The organism is Klebsiella sp. KTE92 (assembly GCF_000398905.1).
GTDB classification, from domain to species: Bacteria; Pseudomonadota; Gammaproteobacteria; order Enterobacterales; family Enterobacteriaceae; genus Klebsiella; species Klebsiella variicola.
Window position 1 is genome coordinate 4,585,794 of sequence record NZ_KB976100.1, and the last position, 17,002, is coordinate 4,602,795.

Annotated in this window: 17 protein-coding genes; 7 read left to right on the forward strand and 10 right to left on the reverse strand. The window is 57.8% G+C overall.

Annotated elements, in window-relative coordinates; all coding sequences use genetic code 11:
* Positions 1-21 precede the first annotated feature (21 nt).
* The 4 genes from plsC to A1WC_RS04100 form a co-directional block, all read right to left on the reverse strand.
* On the reverse strand, positions 22-759 hold the full coding sequence (gene plsC / locus A1WC_RS04115; RefSeq protein WP_008806505.1) for a 1-acylglycerol-3-phosphate O-acyltransferase: 738 nt from the start codon (positions 757-759) through the stop codon (positions 22-24).
* Positions 760-950: 191 nt separating this feature from the next.
* Positions 951-3,209 carry a DNA topoisomerase IV subunit A gene (gene parC / locus A1WC_RS04110; RefSeq protein ID WP_008806506.1) on the reverse strand — a complete coding sequence of 753 codons (2,259 nt, stop codon included), beginning with the start codon at positions 3,207-3,209 and terminating at the stop codon, positions 951-953.
* A gap of 121 nt (positions 3,210-3,330) precedes the next feature.
* Complete coding sequence (locus A1WC_RS04105; protein WP_012967217.1) at positions 3,331-4,200, reverse strand: AraC family transcriptional regulator; 870 nt, start codon at positions 4,198-4,200, stop codon at positions 3,331-3,333.
* Positions 4,201-4,277: 77 nt separating this feature from the next.
* A complete protein-coding gene (locus A1WC_RS04100) occupies positions 4,278-4,685 on the reverse strand; it encodes a YgiW/YdeI family stress tolerance OB fold protein (protein ID WP_008806508.1) in 408 nt (135 codons plus the stop codon).
* Between the two features lie 149 nt (positions 4,686-4,834).
* On the opposite strand from A1WC_RS04100, the gene qseB reads away from it, so the two are divergent.
* From qseB to A1WC_RS04080, 4 genes are all read left to right on the forward strand, one after another.
* Positions 4,835-5,494, forward strand: a complete 660-nt coding sequence (qseB, locus tag A1WC_RS04095; RefSeq protein ID WP_008806509.1) for a quorum sensing response regulator transcription factor QseB — start codon at positions 4,835-4,837, stop codon at positions 5,492-5,494.
* A complete protein-coding gene (qseC, locus tag A1WC_RS04090; protein ID WP_016161839.1) occupies positions 5,491-6,840 on the forward strand; it encodes a quorum sensing histidine kinase QseC in 1,350 nt (449 codons plus the stop codon). Before qseB ends, qseC begins: the two co-directional genes overlap by 4 nt.
* Positions 6,841-6,946: 106 nt before the next feature.
* Positions 6,947-7,528, forward strand: coding sequence for an NAD(P)H-dependent oxidoreductase (locus A1WC_RS04085; RefSeq protein WP_008806511.1), 582 nt, complete (start codon positions 6,947-6,949; stop codon positions 7,526-7,528).
* A gap of 81 nt (positions 7,529-7,609) precedes the next feature.
* Positions 7,610-7,924, forward strand: coding sequence for a putative quinol monooxygenase (locus A1WC_RS04080; RefSeq protein ID WP_008806512.1), 315 nt, complete (start codon positions 7,610-7,612; stop codon positions 7,922-7,924).
* A gap of 72 nt (positions 7,925-7,996) precedes the next feature.
* Here the strand turns inward: A1WC_RS04080 and parE are convergent, their stop codons facing one another.
* The 5 genes from parE to nudF are packed head-to-tail and all read right to left on the reverse strand — an operon-like array spanning position 7,997 to position 12,401.
* Positions 7,997-9,892 (reverse strand): DNA topoisomerase IV subunit B, encoded by a 1,896-nt coding sequence (gene parE, locus A1WC_RS04075; protein WP_008806513.1) that lies wholly within the window; start codon positions 9,890-9,892, stop codon positions 7,997-7,999.
* Positions 9,893-9,922: 30 nt separating this feature from the next.
* Positions 9,923-10,498, reverse strand: coding sequence for an esterase YqiA (gene yqiA, locus A1WC_RS04070; protein WP_008806514.1), 576 nt, complete (start codon positions 10,496-10,498; stop codon positions 9,923-9,925).
* The gene (gene cpdA / locus A1WC_RS04065) at positions 10,498-11,325 is read right to left on the reverse strand and encodes a 3',5'-cyclic-AMP phosphodiesterase (protein ID WP_008806515.1); all 828 of its coding nucleotides are present in this window, start codon (positions 11,323-11,325) and stop codon (positions 10,498-10,500) included. Before cpdA ends, yqiA begins: the two co-directional genes overlap by 1 nt.
* A gap of 24 nt (positions 11,326-11,349) precedes the next feature.
* Positions 11,350-11,772 (reverse strand): DUF1249 family protein, encoded by a 423-nt coding sequence (locus A1WC_RS04060; protein ID WP_002916847.1) that lies wholly within the window; start codon positions 11,770-11,772, stop codon positions 11,350-11,352.
* Positions 11,769-12,401 carry an ADP-ribose diphosphatase gene (gene nudF, locus A1WC_RS04055; RefSeq protein WP_008806516.1) on the reverse strand — a complete coding sequence of 211 codons (633 nt, stop codon included), beginning with the start codon at positions 12,399-12,401 and terminating at the stop codon, positions 11,769-11,771. Before nudF ends, A1WC_RS04060 begins: the two co-directional genes overlap by 4 nt.
* 196 nt (positions 12,402-12,597) lie before the next feature.
* Here nudF and tolC point away from each other — a divergent pair, with 196 nt between their 5' ends.
* The 3 genes from tolC to A1WC_RS04040 all read left to right on the forward strand — a co-directional run bounded on the left by tolC (position 12,598) and on the right by A1WC_RS04040 (position 16,075).
* Positions 12,598-14,070, forward strand: a complete 1,473-nt coding sequence (gene tolC / locus A1WC_RS04050) for an outer membrane channel protein TolC (RefSeq protein ID WP_008806517.1) — start codon at positions 12,598-12,600, stop codon at positions 14,068-14,070.
* Between the two features lie 167 nt (positions 14,071-14,237).
* Positions 14,238-14,909 carry a DUF1190 family protein gene (locus tag A1WC_RS04045; protein ID WP_008806518.1) on the forward strand — a complete coding sequence of 224 codons (672 nt, stop codon included), beginning with the start codon at positions 14,238-14,240 and terminating at the stop codon, positions 14,907-14,909.
* A gap of 5 nt (positions 14,910-14,914) precedes the next feature.
* Positions 14,915-16,075: a glutathionylspermidine synthase family protein gene (locus tag A1WC_RS04040; protein WP_016161840.1), complete on the forward strand. Its 1,161-nt coding sequence runs from the start codon at positions 14,915-14,917 to the stop codon at positions 16,073-16,075.
* Positions 16,076-16,115: 40 nt separating this feature from the next.
* On the opposite strand, the gene ygiD is transcribed toward A1WC_RS04040, so the two are convergent.
* Positions 16,116-16,907: a 4,5-DOPA dioxygenase extradiol gene (gene ygiD / locus A1WC_RS04035; RefSeq protein ID WP_016161841.1), complete on the reverse strand. Its 792-nt coding sequence runs from the start codon at positions 16,905-16,907 to the stop codon at positions 16,116-16,118.
* Between the last annotated feature and the right edge of the window lie 95 nt (positions 16,908-17,002).

Consider the following 17,002-nt stretch of genomic DNA (forward strand, 5'->3'; position numbering starts at 1 on the left):
GCGTTGGCGGCGTTTCCTGTCTTATGACTTTTTAGCCGCTTCGCGCGCGGCCACTTCGTTGTCCAGCTCAGCAATTTTGGCGGCCATCAGCTCGCGGCAATGCGTCGCCAGCGCGCGCACGTTGTCTTTACCGAACTGGCTGGTATCCACCGGCGGCAGCATCTCAACAATCACCAGACCGTTGTTCCAGCGGTTGAGCTTAATTTTGTTCGATGTGTTGGACACGCACACCGGAATAATCGGCACTCCGGCGGCGATCGCCGCGTGAAAGGCGCCGGTTTTAAAAGGCAGCAGGCCGCGGCCGCGACTGCGGGTCCCTTCCGGGAACATCCAGAACGAAATTTTACGCTTTTTAAAGGCATTCACCACTTCAGCAATGGTGCCATGCGCTTTGGTTCGGTTATTACGGTCAATCAGCAGGTTGCCCGTCAGCCAGTAGAGCTGGCCAAAGAACGGGATCCACAGCAGGCTTTTTTTACCTACGGTGACCGTCGGCGGCTGCACGATGTTCGACGCCGTCACCATATCATAGTTGTTCTGGTGGTTAGCGATGTAGATCGCGTTGCCATAGCTTTCCGCATCAGCAGGTTTGCGCAGTTCCACCTTCAGGCCAAATACCGGAGATAAGCGGCCAAACAGATGGCCGAAAGTGGCAACATGTTTTGGATTACGCGGGCTGAACAAGCAGTACAGACAGCCAAGTATGCACACCACGATGCAATAAATGACCACGAAAATTACTCGAAAAATGAATAGCATAGCTACCTCTAAAACCCAAACCGCTTAGAATTATTCGCTGCTGACAGAAGGCAGGCTCATCAGTTCTGCGCAGGCCGGGACCGTTCTTCCTGGGTCCCTGGTGATGGACATTGTTAATCGCAACGCCTGAATAAACAACGATTTTGCGGCATTTTTTCGCCTCCTCCCGTCAAAGACGGGAGGAGTGGCGTTTACTCTTCACTATCGCCTGCCGCGGCGCGGCGCGGCGAGTCGATTTCAACACGGTCGATCTTCTGCAGCCCGCGCATCAGCGAACCGCGGCGACCACGCTCGCCGGTGACTTTTTGCAGCTCTTCCGGACGCAGTTTGATTTTCCGTTTGCCAACATGGATGGTGAGCGTGCTCTGCGGTGGCAGGATAAACAGATGCGCCAGGCCATCCTGCCCGGCGGCGGCTTCCGCCGCAGGAATGCTGATAATTTTGTTGCCCTTGCCTTTCGACAGCTGCGGTAGATCGCTCACCGGGAACATCAGCATCCGTCCGGCTGCCGTGATGGCCAGCAGCATATCGGACTCGTCCTCAATCACCAGCGGCGGCATCACGTGCGCGTTGTCAGGCAGGGTGATCAGCGCTTTACCGGCACGGTTGCGCGCCACCAGATCGTTGAAGGTGCAGACAAAACCGTAGCCCGCGTCGGAAGCCATCAGCAGCTTACGATCGTCGCTTTCCATCAGCATATGTTCCACGGTCGCCCCCGGCGGCAGAGTCAGCTTACCGGTAAGCGGCTCGCCCTGGCCACGCGCGGAAGGCAGGGTAATCGGATCGATGGCATAGCTGCGCCCGGTGGTATCGATAAACACCACCGGCTGGTTGCTCTTGCCTTTCGCCGAGGCCTTCCAGCTGTCGCCCGCTTTATAGCTCAAGCCCTGAGCGTCGATGTCGTGCCCTTTGGCGCTCCGCACCCAGCCCATCTGCGACAGAACGATAGTCACTGGCTCAGACGGCTGCATATCATGCTCGCTCATCGCTTTCGCTTCTTCACGTTCGTGAAGCGGCGAGCGGCGTTCGTCACCGAAAGCATCGGCATCAGCCTGCAGCTCTTTTTTCAGCAGGTTGTTCATTTTACGCTCAGAAGCCAGAATCGCCTGCAGCTGGTCGCGCTCTTTTTCCAGCTCGTCCTGCTCGCCGCGGATCTTCATCTCTTCCAGTTTGGCGAGGTGGCGCAGTTTTAATTCCAGAATCGCTTCCGCCTGGGTTTCGCTGATGCCAAAGCGCGACATCAGGGCTGGCTTCGGTTCATCTTCGGTGCGGATGATCTCGATCACTTCATCGATATTGAGAAACGCCACCAGCAAACCTTCAAGGATATGCAGGCGCTTAAGCACTTTCTCTAACCGATGGTTCAGACGGCGACGCACGGTATCGCGACGGAACACCAGCCACTCGCTGAGGATCTCCAGCAGGTTTTTCACCGCCGGGCGTCCGTCGAGGCCGATCATATTGAGGTTGATGCGGTAGCTTTTTTCCAGATCGGTAGTGGCAAACAGGTGGTTCATCACCTGTTCCATATCCACCCGGTTGGAGCGCGGGACGATCACCAGACGGGTCGGGTTTTCGTGGTCCGATTCGTCGCGCAGATCGTCAACCATCGGCAGCTTTTTATTGCGCATCTGCGCCGCAATCTGCTCCAGCACTTTGGCGCCGGAAACCTGGTGCGGCAGCGCGCTAATCACCACCGCGCCGTCCTCTTTGCTCCACACCGCGCGCATGCGCACTGAGCCGCGTCCGTTCTGGTAGATTTTGCGAATTTCCGCCCGCGAGGTGATGATCTCCGCCTCGGTCGGGAAATCCGGCCCCTGCACGATATCCAGCAGTTCGTCGAGAGTCGTTTTCGGCTGCTCAATCAGGGTAATAGCCGCTTTGGCCACTTCACGCAGGTTGTGCGGCGGAATATCAGTGGCCATACCCACCGCGATGCCGGTGGTGCCATTAAGCAGGATGTTCGGTAGACGCGCAGGCAGCATTTTCGGCTCCTGCAGCGTCCCGTCAAAGTTTGGTACCCAGTCGACCGTTCCCTGTCCCAGCTCGCTGAGCAGCAGTTCAGCATACTTCGACAGGCGGGACTCGGTGTAACGCATGGCGGCGAAGGATTTCGGATCGTCCGGCGCACCCCAGTTTCCCTGCCCGTCTACCAGCGGGTAACGGTAAGAGAACGGCTGCGCCATCAGCACCATCGCTTCATAGCAGGCGCTGTCGCCGTGCGGGTGATATTTACCCAACACGTCGCCGACGGTGCGGGCGGACTTTTTGAATTTCGCGCTGGCGTTCAGCCCCAGCTCGGACATCGCGTAGACGATGCGACGCTGGACCGGTTTTAAGCCATCGCCAATAAACGGTAATGCCCTGTCCATGATCACGTACATGGAGTAGTTCAGGTAAGCATTTTCCGTAAATTCATGCAGCGCAAGGCGCTCTGCCATATCGCTCATTAATCGTGAATCCTCAATCTGGGTACCGACCGTTCGGACGGCAAAACTACCCGCGATAATACCCGATCTCACGCCCTGAGTCACAGGCCGTGAGATCGGCTGAGGATTCCGTCACGCTTAATCAGGCCAGCGGCAGATAAATATCGGTTTGCAGTTCATGCTCAGCCACCTCATGGACAAAATTGAGGTAACGGAAGTACACCGGAAAATCCCGTAACGTCTCGCCTGACGCGGGTAACCAGTCGCGATAGAGAAACCAAACGCTGTTCGCCAGCGTGTCCAGCGAGCCGTGATGGCGCACGACGGCGCAGCGTCCGCCGGGGATTTCGCCGTTAATCACGCCAAAGGCGTTTTCACCGACCGGCCCAGCGACCGTACCGCAGATATCAAAACGAAATGCCTCCTGCGGGGTGGTCTGCGGATCGTCCCAGGCGATACCCCAGGTATCGCTGGTGGCGACGGGCGATAATCCGCTCGTCTTACGCCAGGCGATAAAACGCGCGGCGGTGGTGTTGACAAGGTCCGGGCTGCCGCGATGTTGCAGTACGGCTATCCGGGTGGTGGGGAAGGAAATGATATTGACGTCCATCGACGTTTGCTCCTGTAGCGTATGTTTCGGTACGCGTCGATGCCACTCGGCCCAGTCCGGTTGCTGACGGAATTGGGTCGGGCTTTGGTCAAACGCGGTACGGAAGGCACGACTGAACGACTCCGCATTCTGAAATCCGGCATCAAGGGCAATATCGATGACTTTATCGCGGGGGTTGAACGCCAGGCGCCAACAGGCGCGTCGCAGACGCAACCACTGAATATACCGGTACAATGGAATGCCGGTATAAGCGCTAAATTGCCGGTGAAAATGGTAAGGCGAACTGTGCGCTATCGCGCTCAGCGTCTCCAGCGACAGCGGCTCATCAAGATGGCGCGCAATGTACCTACAGACACGCTGGAAGCGCCCGACATACGCCGGGCTGGCCTTAATATCGTTCATCGTCTCCTCCTCGCGACATACTCTGACAGAGCGAGGATCGCGATGCCTGACCGATCTTGCGCTTATCTGACGAAGCCTTATGGCGCGATTTTACGGATCTGTTTAACGTCGATTTCTACTGAGTTCCAGTCCTTATCGACTTCCCCCTGAATTTCTACTGTGTCCTGCGGGCCGACGGTCACGCCGTTCCAGCGCTTGTGGTCGATATCGACATTGATCACCCCGGAAGCATCCTGGAATTTATACAGATCGTCAGAAATGCGCTCGGTTATCTTGCCGCGCAGGGTCACCCAGGTATCGTCCCGCAGCGATTTGGCATTGGCGACGGTGGTCACCGCGCCGCTCGGGCCGGTGAATCCGCCAGCCTGCGCGGTGGAACTGACCTGCGTGGTCGAAGAAGGACCGGTAAACCCGCCCTGTTCGGCAGCCAGCACCGGCATGGAAACCAGGGCAACGATCGCGGTCATCGCAGCAATTTTCTTCATGATGTGTTCTCCCTTCGTGTTGATATGGCTCCTATTACGCCCGACAAAACTTAACGACTTCTTAAGCGGAAAAAAGAAATTTTAATGCTGTACATCACCCGCTTCAACGCGGTTTACTGCGCAAAGAAACAGGATCGTCGGAGGGAAACATGCGCATATTACTGGTGGAAGATGACAAGCTGATCGGCGACGGCATCAAAGCCGGGCTGAGCAAAATGGGCTTCAGCATTGACTGGTTTACCGCCGGGCTGGAGGGCAAAAATGCCTTATATAGCGCCCCCTACGACGCCGCAATCCTGGATCTCACGCTCCCCGGCATCGATGGCCTCGATATTCTGCGCGAATGGCGAGACAAGGGCCGCCATGAGCCAGTGCTGATCCTTACCGCCCGCGATGCGCTCAGCCAGCGAGTGGAGGGGCTACGGCTCGGCGCCGATGACTATCTGTGCAAGCCTTTCGCCCTGATTGAAGTGGCGGCGCGCCTCGAAGCGTTGATCCGCCGCGCGCACGGCCAGAGCAGCAGCGAGCTGCGCCACGGCAAGGTGAGCCTCGACCCGAACCGCTTAACCGCCAGCCTCGACGGCGAGAGCCTGGTGCTAAAGCCGAAAGAGTTCGCCCTGCTGGAACTGCTGCTGCGTAACGCCGGTCGCGTACTGCCGCGCAAGCTTATCGAAGAAAAGCTCTACACCTGGGACGACGAGGTTTCCAGCAACGCCGTGGAAGTTCACGTCCATCATCTGCGCCGCAAACTCGGTAGCGGATTTATCCGCACCGTCCACGGCATCGGCTATACCCTGGGTGACGCATGAAACGACTTGCCCGCCTGAGCCTGCGCGTCCGTCTGACGCTGCTGTTTGCTGTGCTGACCGCGGCCGCCTGGGGCGTCGCCAGCGTGATCGCCTGGCAGCAAACCAGCAAAAAGCTGGATAAGCTGTTCGATACCCAGCAGTTGCTGTTCGCCCGCCGCCTGAGCGCCATGCATTTCGATGAACTCCGCGCCCCGCCCGAATCGCTCGGTGAAAAGAAAAAGGTGCGGCATGGACACATCGACGACGACGCGCTGGCGTTCGCCATCTTCACCCGCGACGGCACCATGGTGCTCAACGACGGCGAGAACGGGGAGGATATCCAGTGGAGCTCGCAGCGCGAGGGGTTCAGCAATGGCTACCTGCGCGGCGATGATGACGAATGGCGCTTCCTGTGGCTAACCACCGACGACGGTCGCCATCGCATCGTCGTCGGTCAGGAGTGGGATTATCGGCGCGAAATGGCGATGGATATCGTGACCTCGCAGCTCACCCCGTGGATGATCGCCCTGCCGCTGATGTTCGTGCTGCTTATCGTGCTGTTAAGCCGCGAACTGGCGCCGTTGAAAAAGCTGGCGCGCACGCTGCGCCTGCGCGCGCCGGACTCAGCGGAATCGCTCAGCGTGGAGAAGATCCCCTCCGAAGTCCGCCCGCTGGTCGAGGCTCTGAATCAGCTGTTCCAGCGCACCCATGACGCCATGCTGCGCGAACGTCGGTTTACCTCTGATGCCGCCCATGAGCTGCGCAGCCCGCTGGCGGCGCTGAAGGTACAGACCGACGTCGCCCAGCTCTCTATGGACGATGCAGAAGGACGTGAGAAAGCGCTGGCCCAGCTCCACCAGGGGATCGATCGCGCCACCCGGCTGGTCGATCAACTGCTGACGCTGTCGCGGCTGGACTCACTCGCCCAACTGGACGACGTGCAGCCGGTCGCCATCGACGACCTGCTGCAGTCGGCGGTCATGGAGATGTATCACCATGCGCAGCAGTCCGCCATTGAACTACGCCTACACCTGAATGCCAGTCATATCGTTCACACCGGCCAGCCGCTGCTGCTCAGCCTGCTGGTGCGCAACCTGCTGGATAATGCCGTACGCTATAGCCCGCGCGGCAGCCAGGTTGATATCACCCTCAACGCCCGCGAGTTTCGGGTGCGTGATAACGGCCCAGGCATTAACCCGCAGGCGCTGGCGCGCATCGGCGAGCGTTTTTATCGCCCGCCGGGGCAGGACGCGCCGGGCAGCGGCCTGGGCCTGTCTATCGTCCGACGCATCGCCTCGCTGCACGGCATGCAGGTTGATTTCGCCAACGCGCGCGACGGCGGCTTCGAAGCCCGCGTGTACTGGTAGCGAGATTATTGCTCATTTGGCAAAAGACTTTGCACATTTTGCTCATTTTACTGCCCCGCTTCGCGGGGTAAGATCATCGGCAAATTTTCAAGATTGAGGACAAATGATGAGCAACATCCTGATTATCAATGGCGCAAAAAAGTTCGCGCACTCGAATGGCCAGCTGAACGACACCCTGACCGAGGTCGCGGAGAGTTATCTGCGCGACGCCGGGCACGATGTTAAAAGCGTTCGCGCCGAAAGCGAGTACGACGTAAAAGCAGAAGTGCAGAATTTCCTCTGGGCCGATGTGGTGATCTGGCAGATGCCGGGCTGGTGGATGGGCGCCCCGTGGACGGTGAAGAAATATATGGATGATGTCTTTACCGAAGGCCACGGCTCGCTGTACGCCAGCGACGGTCGTACCCGCTCCGACGCCAGCAAAAAATATGGCTCCGGCGGCCTGGTGCAGGGGAAAAAATATATGCTCTCCCTGACCTGGAACGCGCCGATGGAAGCCTTCACCGACGAAGACCAGTTCTTCCACGGCGTCGGCGTTGACGGCGTTTACCTGCCGTTCCATAAGGCTAACCAGTTCCTGGGAATGGAAGCGCTGCCGACCTTTATCGCCAACGACGTGATTAAAATGCCTGATGTCCCACGGTATATCGCAGAATATCGCAAGCATCTGGCGGAAATTTTTGGTTAACTACAGGTCTACGCTCTACATATTTCGAGTTATTCGAACCTGGAGTATGACGAGATACACACAGAAGGAGTTGAGTTAACCATGTTAACAGTGATTGCAGAAATCCGTACCCGCCCGGGCCAGCACCACCGTCAGGCGGTTCTCGATCAGTTCGCGAAAATCATTCCGACCGTTTTGCAGGAGGCCGGCTGCCACGGCTACGCGCCCATGGTAGATCATGCCGCCGGCGTCAGCTTCCAGACCACGGCCCCCGACTCTATCGTCATGGTGGAGCAGTGGGAAAGCGTCGCGCATCTTGAAGCGCACCTGCAAACGCCGCACATGAAAGCCTGGTCGGAAGCGGTCAAAGGCGATGTGCTGGAGACCACCATCCGTATCCTGCAGCCTGGCGTCTAAGCCCGCCGACGCAGTCGTGAAATGAAAAAGGGAGCCTGAGGCTCCCTTTTACGTCAGGCGCAGCGTACAGACTTACACTTCCAGATCCGCCATATCGCCCTTCTCCTGCAGCCAGTTGCGACGGTCTTCGGAACGCTTCTTGGCCAGCAGCATGTCCATCATCGCCGTGGTCTGCTGCTCATCCTCATCGCTGATCACCAGTTGCACCAGCCGGCGGGTATTCGGATCAAGCGTGGTTTCCCGCAGCTGCATTGGGTTCATCTCACCCAGACCTTTAAAGCGCTGGACGTTTGGCTTGCCCTTCTTACGCTTCAGCTGCTCCAGCACGCCGGTTTTTTCTTCTTCCGTCAGCGCGTAGTAGACCTCTTTACCGAGATCGATACGGTACAGCGGCGGCAGCGCGACGTAGACGTGCCCCTCTTTCACCAGGGTACGGAAATGTCTCACAAACAGCGCGCACAGCAGGGTGGCAATGTGCAGGCCATCGGAATCGGCATCCGCCAGAATACAAATTTTGCCGTAGCGCAGCTGGCTTAAATCATCGCTATCCGGGTCAATACCAATCGCCACCGAAATGTCGTGCACTTCTTGCGAAGCTAACACTTCATCGGACGAGACTTCCCAGGTATTCAGGATCTTGCCTTTCAGCGGCATGATCGCCTGATATTCGCGATCGCGCGCCTGCTTGGCAGAACCGCCCGCCGAGTCCCCTTCGACGAGGAACAGCTCGGTGCGGTTCAGGTCCTGGGCGGTGCAGTCTGCCAGCTTACCCGGCAATGCCGGACCGCTGGTCAGCTTTTTACGCACCACTTTCTTGGCGGCGCGCAGACGACGCTGGGCGCTGGAGATAGCCATCTCCGCCAGCAGTTCGGCAGCCTGTACGTTCTGGTTCAGCCACAGACTGAAGGCATCTTTCACCACGCCGGAGACGAATGCCGCGCACTGGCGCGACGACAGACGCTCTTTGGTTTGCCCGGCGAACTGCGGATCCTGCATTTTCACCGACAGCACGTAGGCGCAGCGATCCCAGATATCTTCCGCTGACAGCTTCACGCCGCGCGGCAGGATATTACGGTATTCGCAGAACTCGCGCATCGCATCCAGCAGTCCCTGACGCAGACCGTTAACGTGCGTCCCGCCCTGCATGGTCGGGATCAGGTTGACGTAGCTTTCGGTCAGCAATTCGCCGCCTTCCGGCAGCCACAGCAGCGCCCAGTCCACGGCTTCCGTCTCGCCGGAGAAGGTGCCGACGAACGGTTTTTCCGGCAGCAGCGGCAGGCCGTTTACGGCTTCGCACAGGTAGTCGTTAAGGCCATCGGCATAGCACCAGCGCTGCTCGCTGTCGTTGACCTGATCGCGAAACACGATTTCCACGCCGGGACACAGCACCGCTTTCGCTTTTAACAGATGGGTCAAACGCGAAACGGAGAAACGCGGGCTGTCGAAGAAGCTTTCGTCCGGCCAGAAATGGACGCTGGTCCCGGTATTGCGTTTGCCACAGGTACCAGTGACGTGCAGATCTTCTACTTTTTCACCGTTTTCAAAGGCGATGCTGTAGACCTGACCGTCGCGACGAACCGTTACCTCTACGCGTTTTGACAGGGCGTTGACCACCGAGATCCCCACCCCGTGCAGGCCGCCGGAAAACTGGTAGTTTTTGTTGGAAAACTTACCGCCCGCGTGCAGTCGGCAGAGGATCAGCTCAACCGCCGGCACCCCTTCTTCCGGGTGAATGTCGACCGGCATGCCGCGCCCGTCGTCAATGACTTCCAGGGACTGGTCGGCATGAAGGATAACTTCCACGCGTTTGGCGTGGCCTGCCAGCGCTTCATCGACACTGTTATCAATAACTTCCTGACCAAGATGGTTAGGACGGGTGGTGTCGGTATACATGCCCGGACGGCGGCGCACCGGCTCTAGCCCGGTGAGTACCTCAATGGCATCAGCGTTATATGAAGATTGCGTCATGGTGTGTATTCGTAGGTCGTTCAGGGCCGTTTAGCACAGGCCGAGAAATTCGATAATCTGAGTGAAATGATCGTCAAAGCCGACAAATGCGTGATTACCGCCCTCCTCCACCGTTTGCCGGCAGGAGGCGTAGTAATGAACGGCCTGGCGGTAATCAAGCACTTCATCCCCGGTCTGCTGCAGCAGCCAGAGTAAATCCGGCGCTTCAAGCGGGTCGATTTGCATGACCTTGAGATCGTAAATATGGCGAGACTCTAGCACATATTGCTGCCCGGTGTATGGATTCTCATTGTGGCCGAGAAAATTGTTCAGCAGTTCAAACGGGCGCACCGCCGGGTTGACGACCACCGCCGGCACCATAAAGCACTGCGACAGCCAGGTCGCGTAGTAGCCGCCCAGCGACGACCCCACAACCCCGAGTGGCTCGCCGCCATGCTCCAGCACAATGGATTCCAGCAGCTCTGCTGTTTCAGCCGGATAAGGCGGCAGCTCCGGTACCACCATGGTGATGTCGGGGTGCTGCTGCGACAGCCAGGTCTTTAACGCCATCGCCTTCGCCGAGCGCGGGGAACTGTTAAAGCCGTGCAGATAAAGAAGCGTCGCCATCAGTAGCCTTCTGAAGCAATATCCGGGTGGAACTCGGCGCCTTCCAGGCGGCACACTTCGGTGGTCAGCGTCCCGTCAGGATGCAGCTCCAGCCAGCGCCAGCCGGGTGAGACGGTATCCAGAGTGAAATTGGCGCAGTGTGGTTTGAACTGGACGCAGGTCGACGGCGTCGCCATCATGCGCCGGCCATTCCAGTCCAGATCCAGCTCCTGATGAATATGGCCGCACAGCAGATGTCTCACCCGCGGCCAGGCGCTCAGCGCGCGGTCCAGCGCGCCAGCGTTGCGCAGGCTGTGTTGGTCCAGCCAGCTACAGCCAGCAGGCAGCGGATGGTGGTGCAGCAGGAGTAAGGTATAACGCTCCGGCGCTTCTGCCAGCTTGTGTTCGAGCCACTCCAGCTGGAAGTCGCTCAGCTCGCCATGGGGAACGCCAAACACCTGGCTGTCCAGCAGCAGGATCTGCCAGTGGTCACCGAGAAACACGCGCTTGGCGGGTGAAATGCCTGACGCCTGCAGCGTACTGTACATCGCCGGCTGGAAATCATGGTTACCCGGTAGCCAGACGCAGGGTGCAGCAAAACTCGCGATACCCTCAGCAAAATGCTGATAGGCCGCGGAGGAGTGGTCCTGCGCCAGATCGCCTGTTGCGACAATCAGATCGCATGGACGCTGTGAGGCATGAATAGCCGACAGTACGGCCTGATAACTTTCCCAGGTATTAATGCCTAACAACGTTTCATGTTTTTCAGCAAACAGGTGAGTATCAGTAATTTGTAAGATCCTGACTCTGGCCTCACCAGCCAGAGGTAGGTTTAACAGGCTTTCCAAATGGTGTCCTTAGGTTTAACGACGCTAACAAACCGGAATCGCCATCGCTCCATGTGCTAAACAGTAACGCAGCCAGTCGGCCAGAAACTGGTTAATTTGATGCTTTTCGTCGCGTTGATGCAACTTTTTATTAGGATAATCATACCGCGCTTTGAAGCGAAAGATCTGCTGACTCGAACACACTTCGGCCACCATGGCGTCATGGTAGAGGCGAACGGTCATCGACGGCAGGCTCCAGTAGCTTACCGCAGGCAGAGTCTGTTCTATCGCCACCAGAGTAGTGTAGCGGGTCGATTCAACTATCGTTAACCGATACTGCGCGCTTCCCACCTGATAACTTACCTTCTCACCCGCTGCATCCGTTCGCGGCAACAGGCGGCGCAACTGCGCGAAGTTGGTCTCGCACAGGCGCATCATCTCAGGGAAGTCAGGTGTATAACGCTTCATTTTGTCCACTCGTTTCGTAAATTGTGATAATGCAATTGCAGCCATTGCAAGGCGATGACAGAGGCTGCGTTATCGATTTTCCCCTCTTCTACCCACTGGTAAGCCTGTTCCCGGCTCACCACATGCACCCGAATATCCTCGTTTTCCTCGGCCAGGCCGTGAATGCCTTTTGCCGTGGATGCATCAACTTCTCCCACCAGGATCGATAACCGTTCGCTGGTGCCGCCAGGACTGGCCAGATAGCTTAATATTGGTTTCGTCCGCCCGACTTCAAGTCCGGCCTCCTCCAGCGCTTCCCGACGGGCAACGTCTTCCACCGTTTCCCCCGCTTCGATCATGCCGGCGACCATTTCGAGCAGCCACGGGCTCTCGCTGGTATCATAGGCGGCAATACGGATTTGTTCGACGAGCACCACTTCGTCCCGCACCGGGTCAAAGGGTAGCAAGACGGCGGCATGCCCGCGCTCAAAAATTTCACGGGTGACTTCGCCGCTCATGCCGCCGTTAAACAGGCGGTGGCGAAAACGGTATAAATCGAGCGAAAAAAAACCACGATACAGCGTTTCGCGTGCAATAATTTCTACATCATTTTTGAAGAAGGTAATTCCCTGCTGAATGGGTTTGCTCATTGTCATGTCCTGCTAATCCGAAATTAGGGATTTCCAGACCGTTTGGCTACCGTTTTACGGTCCGTATGTTAGATTGGTGCAAATTACCGCCGGATGGCACGTAACGCCAACTTTTTACGGCGGCAGAATCGATACAATCAGCGGAATTTTTCTTAGAATTAGACCAGCGCTAAATGCTTCACAACAAGGAATGCAAATGAAGAAATTGCTCCCCATTCTTATCGGCCTGAGCCTGACCGGGTTCAGCGCCATGAGCCAGGCGGAAAACCTGCTTCAGGTTTACCAGCAGGCGCGCATCAGCAACCCCGATCTGCGTAAATCGGCAGCCGATCGTGACGCCGCGTTCGAAAAGATCAATGAAGCGCGCAGTCCATTACTGCCTCAGCTTGGGCTGGGAGCGGATTATACCTATAACAATGGCTATCGCGACAGCAACGGCATCAATTCAAACGTCACCAGCGGCTCGCTGCAGTTAACGCAGGTTCTGTTTGATATGTCGAAATGGCGCGCCCTGACGCTGCAGGAAAAAACGGCAGGCATTCAGGATGTCACGTATCAGACCGATCAGCAAACGCTGATTCTGAATACCGCGACGGCCTATTTTAAAGTGCTGGCCGCCATCGACACGCTCTCCTATACCGAAGCGCAGAAACAGGCCATTTACCGCCAGTTGGATCAAACCACGCAGCGCTTTAACGTAGGCCTGGTGGCGATCACTGACGTACAGAACGCCCGTTCACAATACGACGCCGTGCTGGCGAACGAAGTCACCGCGCGTAACGATCTCGACAACGCCGTCGAAGAACTGCGCCAGGTCACCGGTAACTACTATCCGGAGCTGGCCTCGCTGAATGTGAATGGCTTCAAAACCAACAAGCCGCAGGCGGTCAACGCCCTGCTGAAGGAAGCGGAGAACCGCAACCTGTCGCTGCTGCAGGCGCGTCTGAACCAGGACCTGGCTCGCGAGCAGATTCGCCAGGCGCAGGACGGGCATTTGCCGACGCTCAGCCTATCCGCGTCGAGTGGGGTATCGAATACTAGCTACAGTGGTTCAAAAACCCATAATAATCCTCAGCAATACCAGGATAACGATGCCGGGCAGAACCAAATCGGCCTGAACTTCTCTCTGCCACTGTATCAGGGTGGCGCGGTGACCTCGCAGGTCAAACAGGCGCAATACAACTTCGTTGGCGCCAGCGAGCAGCTGGAAAGCGCCCACCGCAGCGTCGTGCAGACTGTACGTTCGTCGTTTAACAACGTGAACGCCTCCATCAGCAGCATCAATGCCTACAAACAGGCGGTGGTCTCTGCGCAAAGCTCCCTGGATGCGATGGAAGCAGGCTACTCGGTGGGTACGCGTACCATCGTTGACGTCCTCGACGCCACCACCACGCTGTATAACGCCAAGCAGCAGCTCTCCAATGCGCGCTATAACTACCTGATCAACGAGCTGAACATTAAGTCGGCGTTAGGTACCCTGAACGAGCAGGATCTGGTCGCCCTGAACAACACGCTGGGCAAACCGATCCCCACCTCCGCAGACAGCGTCGCTCCGGAAAATCCACAGCAGGATGCCACCGCCGATGGCTACGGCAACACTACCGCAGCGGTGAAACCGGCGTCCGCACGGACCACCCAGAGCAGCGGCAGCAATCCGTTCCGTCAGTAATACCCATACTGTGACGCGCATCGCCTGTCCGTCGGACAGGCGATGCGTTAAACGTAAGGCAACGTAAAGATCCCCCGCTTAGCGCCCCTCTTCGCTTCATTTTCCACCACTCATCCTCTATCCTGAGCGTTAACACACGCCATACCACTGGGTCCTGGAAGACAAATATGAAACGGACAAAAAAAATTAATCATTCGTCGTTCCGCAAAAGCTGGAGCGCACGCCATCTGACGCCGGTCGCGCTGGCCGTCACCGCGGTCTTTATGCTTGCCGGTTGTGAAAAAAGCGATGAAACGGTGTCGCTATACCAGAACGCCGATGACTGCTCCGCCGCCAATCCGGGCAAAGCAGCCGAGTGCACCACGGCTTACACCAACGCGGTAAAAGAGGCAGAACGCACCGCGCCGAAATATGCCACCCGGGAAGACTGCGTCGCCGAGTTTGGCGAAGGCCAGTGCCAGCAGACGCCAGCCCAGGCGGGCGTCGCCCCGGAAAACCAGGCGCAGGCGCAAAGCAGCGGCAGCTTCTGGATGCCGCTGATGGCCGGCTATATGATGGGCCGCCTGATGGGCGGCGGCATGGCGCAACAGCAGCCGCTGTTCAGCTCGAAAAACCCGGCCAGCCCGGCCTATGGTCAATACACCGATGCGAGCGGCAAGAGCTATGGCGCCGCCCAGCCGGGTCGCACCATGAACGTGCCGAAAACCGCGATGGCGCCGAAGCCAGCAACTACCACCACCGTTACCCGCGGTGGTTTTGGCGAGTCGGTGGCGAAGCAGTCGACTATGCAGCGTAGCGCCGCAGGCTCAACGTCCTCTTCTCGCTCGATGGGCGGCTAACTCACATGGAAAGAGTCAGTATTACCGAGCGCCCGGACTGGCGTGAGAAAGCGACCGAGTACGGTTTCAACTTCCACACCATGTACGGTGAGCCCTACTGGAGCGAAGAGGCGTATTACAAGCTGACCCTCGCGCAGGTGGAAAAACTGGAGGAAGTCACCGCCGAGCTGCATCAAATGTGCCTCCAGGTGGTGGAGAAAGTGATCGCCAGCGATGAGCTGATGACTAAATTCCGCATCCCTAAACACACCTGGGGCTTTGTGCGCCAGTCGTGGAAAACCAACCAGCCGTCGCTCTACTCGCGTCTCGACCTGGCATGGGATGGCGTCGGCGAGCCGAAGCTGCTGGAGAACAATGCCGACACCCCGACCTCGCTGTATGAAGCGGCCTTCTTCCAGTGGATCTGGTTGGAAGACCAGCTCAACGCCGGCAAGCTGCCGGCGGGCAGCGACCAGTTCAATAGTTTGCAGGAAAAGCTCATCGATCGCTTCGGCGAGCTGCGCGAGCAGTTTGGCTTCCAGCTGCTGCATATGGCCTGCTGCCGCGATACCGTTGAAGATCGCGGCACCGTGCAGTATCTGCAGGACTGCGCCGCGGAAGCAGGCCTGGCGACGGAATTCCTCTATATCGAAGATATCGGTCTGGGCGAAAAAGGTCAGTTTACCGATCTGCAGGATCAGGTGATTGGTAACCTGTTCAAGCTCTATCCGTGGGAGTTTATGCTGCGGGAGATGTTCTCCACCAAGCTGGAAGACGCCGGCGTGCGCTGGCTGGAGCCCGCGTGGAAAAGCATTATCTCCAACAAAGCGTTGCTGCCGATGCTGTGGGAAATGTTCCCCAATCACCCGAATCTGCTGGCGGCCTACTTCAGCGAAGATGCCCACCCGGAGATGGAGAAGTTCGTCATTAAGCCGATCTTCTCTCGTGAAGGGGCCAACGTCTCCATTGTTGAGCAGGGCAAGGTCGTGGAGTCGGTGGAAGGTCCGTACGGGGAAGAAGGAACCATCGTGCAGGAGTTTTACCCCCTGCCGAAGTTTGGTGACAGCTACACGCTGATTGGCAGCTGGCTCATCAACGATCAGCCCGCCGGGATCGGCATTCGCGAAGATCGGGCGCTGATCACTCAGGATCTTTCGCGCTTCTATCCGCACATTTTCGTCGAATAATGTCGCGCTCCGGCGACGATATCGCCGGAGCACACTATCATCAGGCGCCAACCACTACCGACAGCATACTCAGCGAGCCCATCTCGATGCCATCGACCGGGATCGTAATCGCTTCAACACCATCCCACGCCCCCAGGATATATAGCAGCGGCAGGAAATGCTCCGCCGTTGGGTTGGAGAGCGAGCCTCCTTCGTGTGCCAGGTAGTTAACCAGCGGGTGCTGCTCGTCCGGCCCCTGCCATTGCAGATTCGCCTTCACGTAGTTATTGAAGGACTCTGCCCATGGGTACGGCGTGTTCTCGCCGTGCCAGCGGGCGGTGCGCAGGTTATGCACCACGTTGCCGCTGGCCACCAGCATAATGCCTTCATCACGCAGCGAGGCCAGTTTCCGCCCCATATCGAGATGCCAGGCCGGCGGTTTGGTGCTGTCGATGCTCAACTGAACCATCGGGATATCCGCCTGCGGATACATTTTAATCAGCACGCCCCACGAGCCATGGTCAAATCCCCAGGCCTCTTTGTCGAGAGTGACCGGCACAGGCGAGAGCAGCTCCACCAGTCGTTGCGCCAGCGCCGGAGAGCCCGGCGCCGGATAATGGGTGTCATACAGCGCCTGTGGGAAACCGCCGAAGTCGTGAATGGTCTTCGGGGCCTCCATCGCCGTCACGCCCGTACCGCGCGTGAACCAGTGCGCAGAGACCACCACAATCGCCTTCGGACGCGGCAGGGTTTCGCCCAGGTGAGCCCAGGCGCGAGTATAAATGTTGTCTTCCAGCACGTTCATTGGGCTGCCATGGCCGAGAAACAACGCGGGCATTCGGGTAGGGGACATGATGATATCCTTAGGGTGTCAATGTGATGTGCTCACATTACGCGCTTTTGCGCCAGGATAAACTCAGATAACCATGATGATGATCGTCAGAAAAT

Excerpts from the sequence above, each read along its gene's own strand:
- A1WC_RS04085 (WP_008806511.1), top strand. The coding sequence starts at position 6,947 with ATGAGCAACATCCTGATTATCAATGGCGCAAAAAAGTTCGCGCACTCG.
- A1WC_RS04045 (WP_008806518.1), top strand. The coding sequence starts at position 14,238 with ATGAAACGGACAAAAAAAATTAATCATTCGTCGTTCCGCAAAAGCTGG.
- ygiD (WP_016161841.1), bottom strand. The coding sequence starts at position 16,907 with ATGTCCCCTACCCGAATGCCCGCGTTGTTTCTCGGCCATGGCAGCCCA.
- nudF (WP_008806516.1), bottom strand. The coding sequence starts at position 12,401 with ATGAGCAAACCCATTCAGCAGGGAATTACCTTCTTCAAAAATGATGTA.
- tolC (WP_008806517.1), top strand. The coding sequence starts at position 12,598 with ATGAAGAAATTGCTCCCCATTCTTATCGGCCTGAGCCTGACCGGGTTC.
- A1WC_RS04060 (WP_002916847.1), bottom strand. The coding sequence starts at position 11,772 with ATGAAGCGTTATACACCTGACTTCCCTGAGATGATGCGCCTGTGCGAG.
- parC (WP_008806506.1), bottom strand. The coding sequence starts at position 3,209 with ATGAGCGATATGGCAGAGCGCCTTGCGCTGCATGAATTTACGGAAAAT.
- A1WC_RS04080 (WP_008806512.1), top strand. The coding sequence starts at position 7,610 with ATGTTAACAGTGATTGCAGAAATCCGTACCCGCCCGGGCCAGCACCAC.
- plsC (WP_008806505.1), bottom strand. The coding sequence starts at position 759 with ATGCTATTCATTTTTCGAGTAATTTTCGTGGTCATTTATTGCATCGTG.
- A1WC_RS04105 (WP_012967217.1), bottom strand. The coding sequence starts at position 4,200 with ATGAACGATATTAAGGCCAGCCCGGCGTATGTCGGGCGCTTCCAGCGT.
- qseB (WP_008806509.1), top strand. The coding sequence starts at position 4,835 with ATGCGCATATTACTGGTGGAAGATGACAAGCTGATCGGCGACGGCATC.
- qseC (WP_016161839.1), top strand. The coding sequence starts at position 5,491 with ATGAAACGACTTGCCCGCCTGAGCCTGCGCGTCCGTCTGACGCTGCTG.
- parE (WP_008806513.1), bottom strand. The coding sequence starts at position 9,892 with ATGACGCAATCTTCATATAACGCTGATGCCATTGAGGTACTCACCGGG.
- A1WC_RS04040 (WP_016161840.1), top strand. The coding sequence starts at position 14,915 with ATGGAAAGAGTCAGTATTACCGAGCGCCCGGACTGGCGTGAGAAAGCG.
- yqiA (WP_008806514.1), bottom strand. The coding sequence starts at position 10,498 with ATGGCGACGCTTCTTTATCTGCACGGCTTTAACAGTTCCCCGCGCTCG.
- A1WC_RS04100 (WP_008806508.1), bottom strand. The coding sequence starts at position 4,685 with ATGAAGAAAATTGCTGCGATGACCGCGATCGTTGCCCTGGTTTCCATG.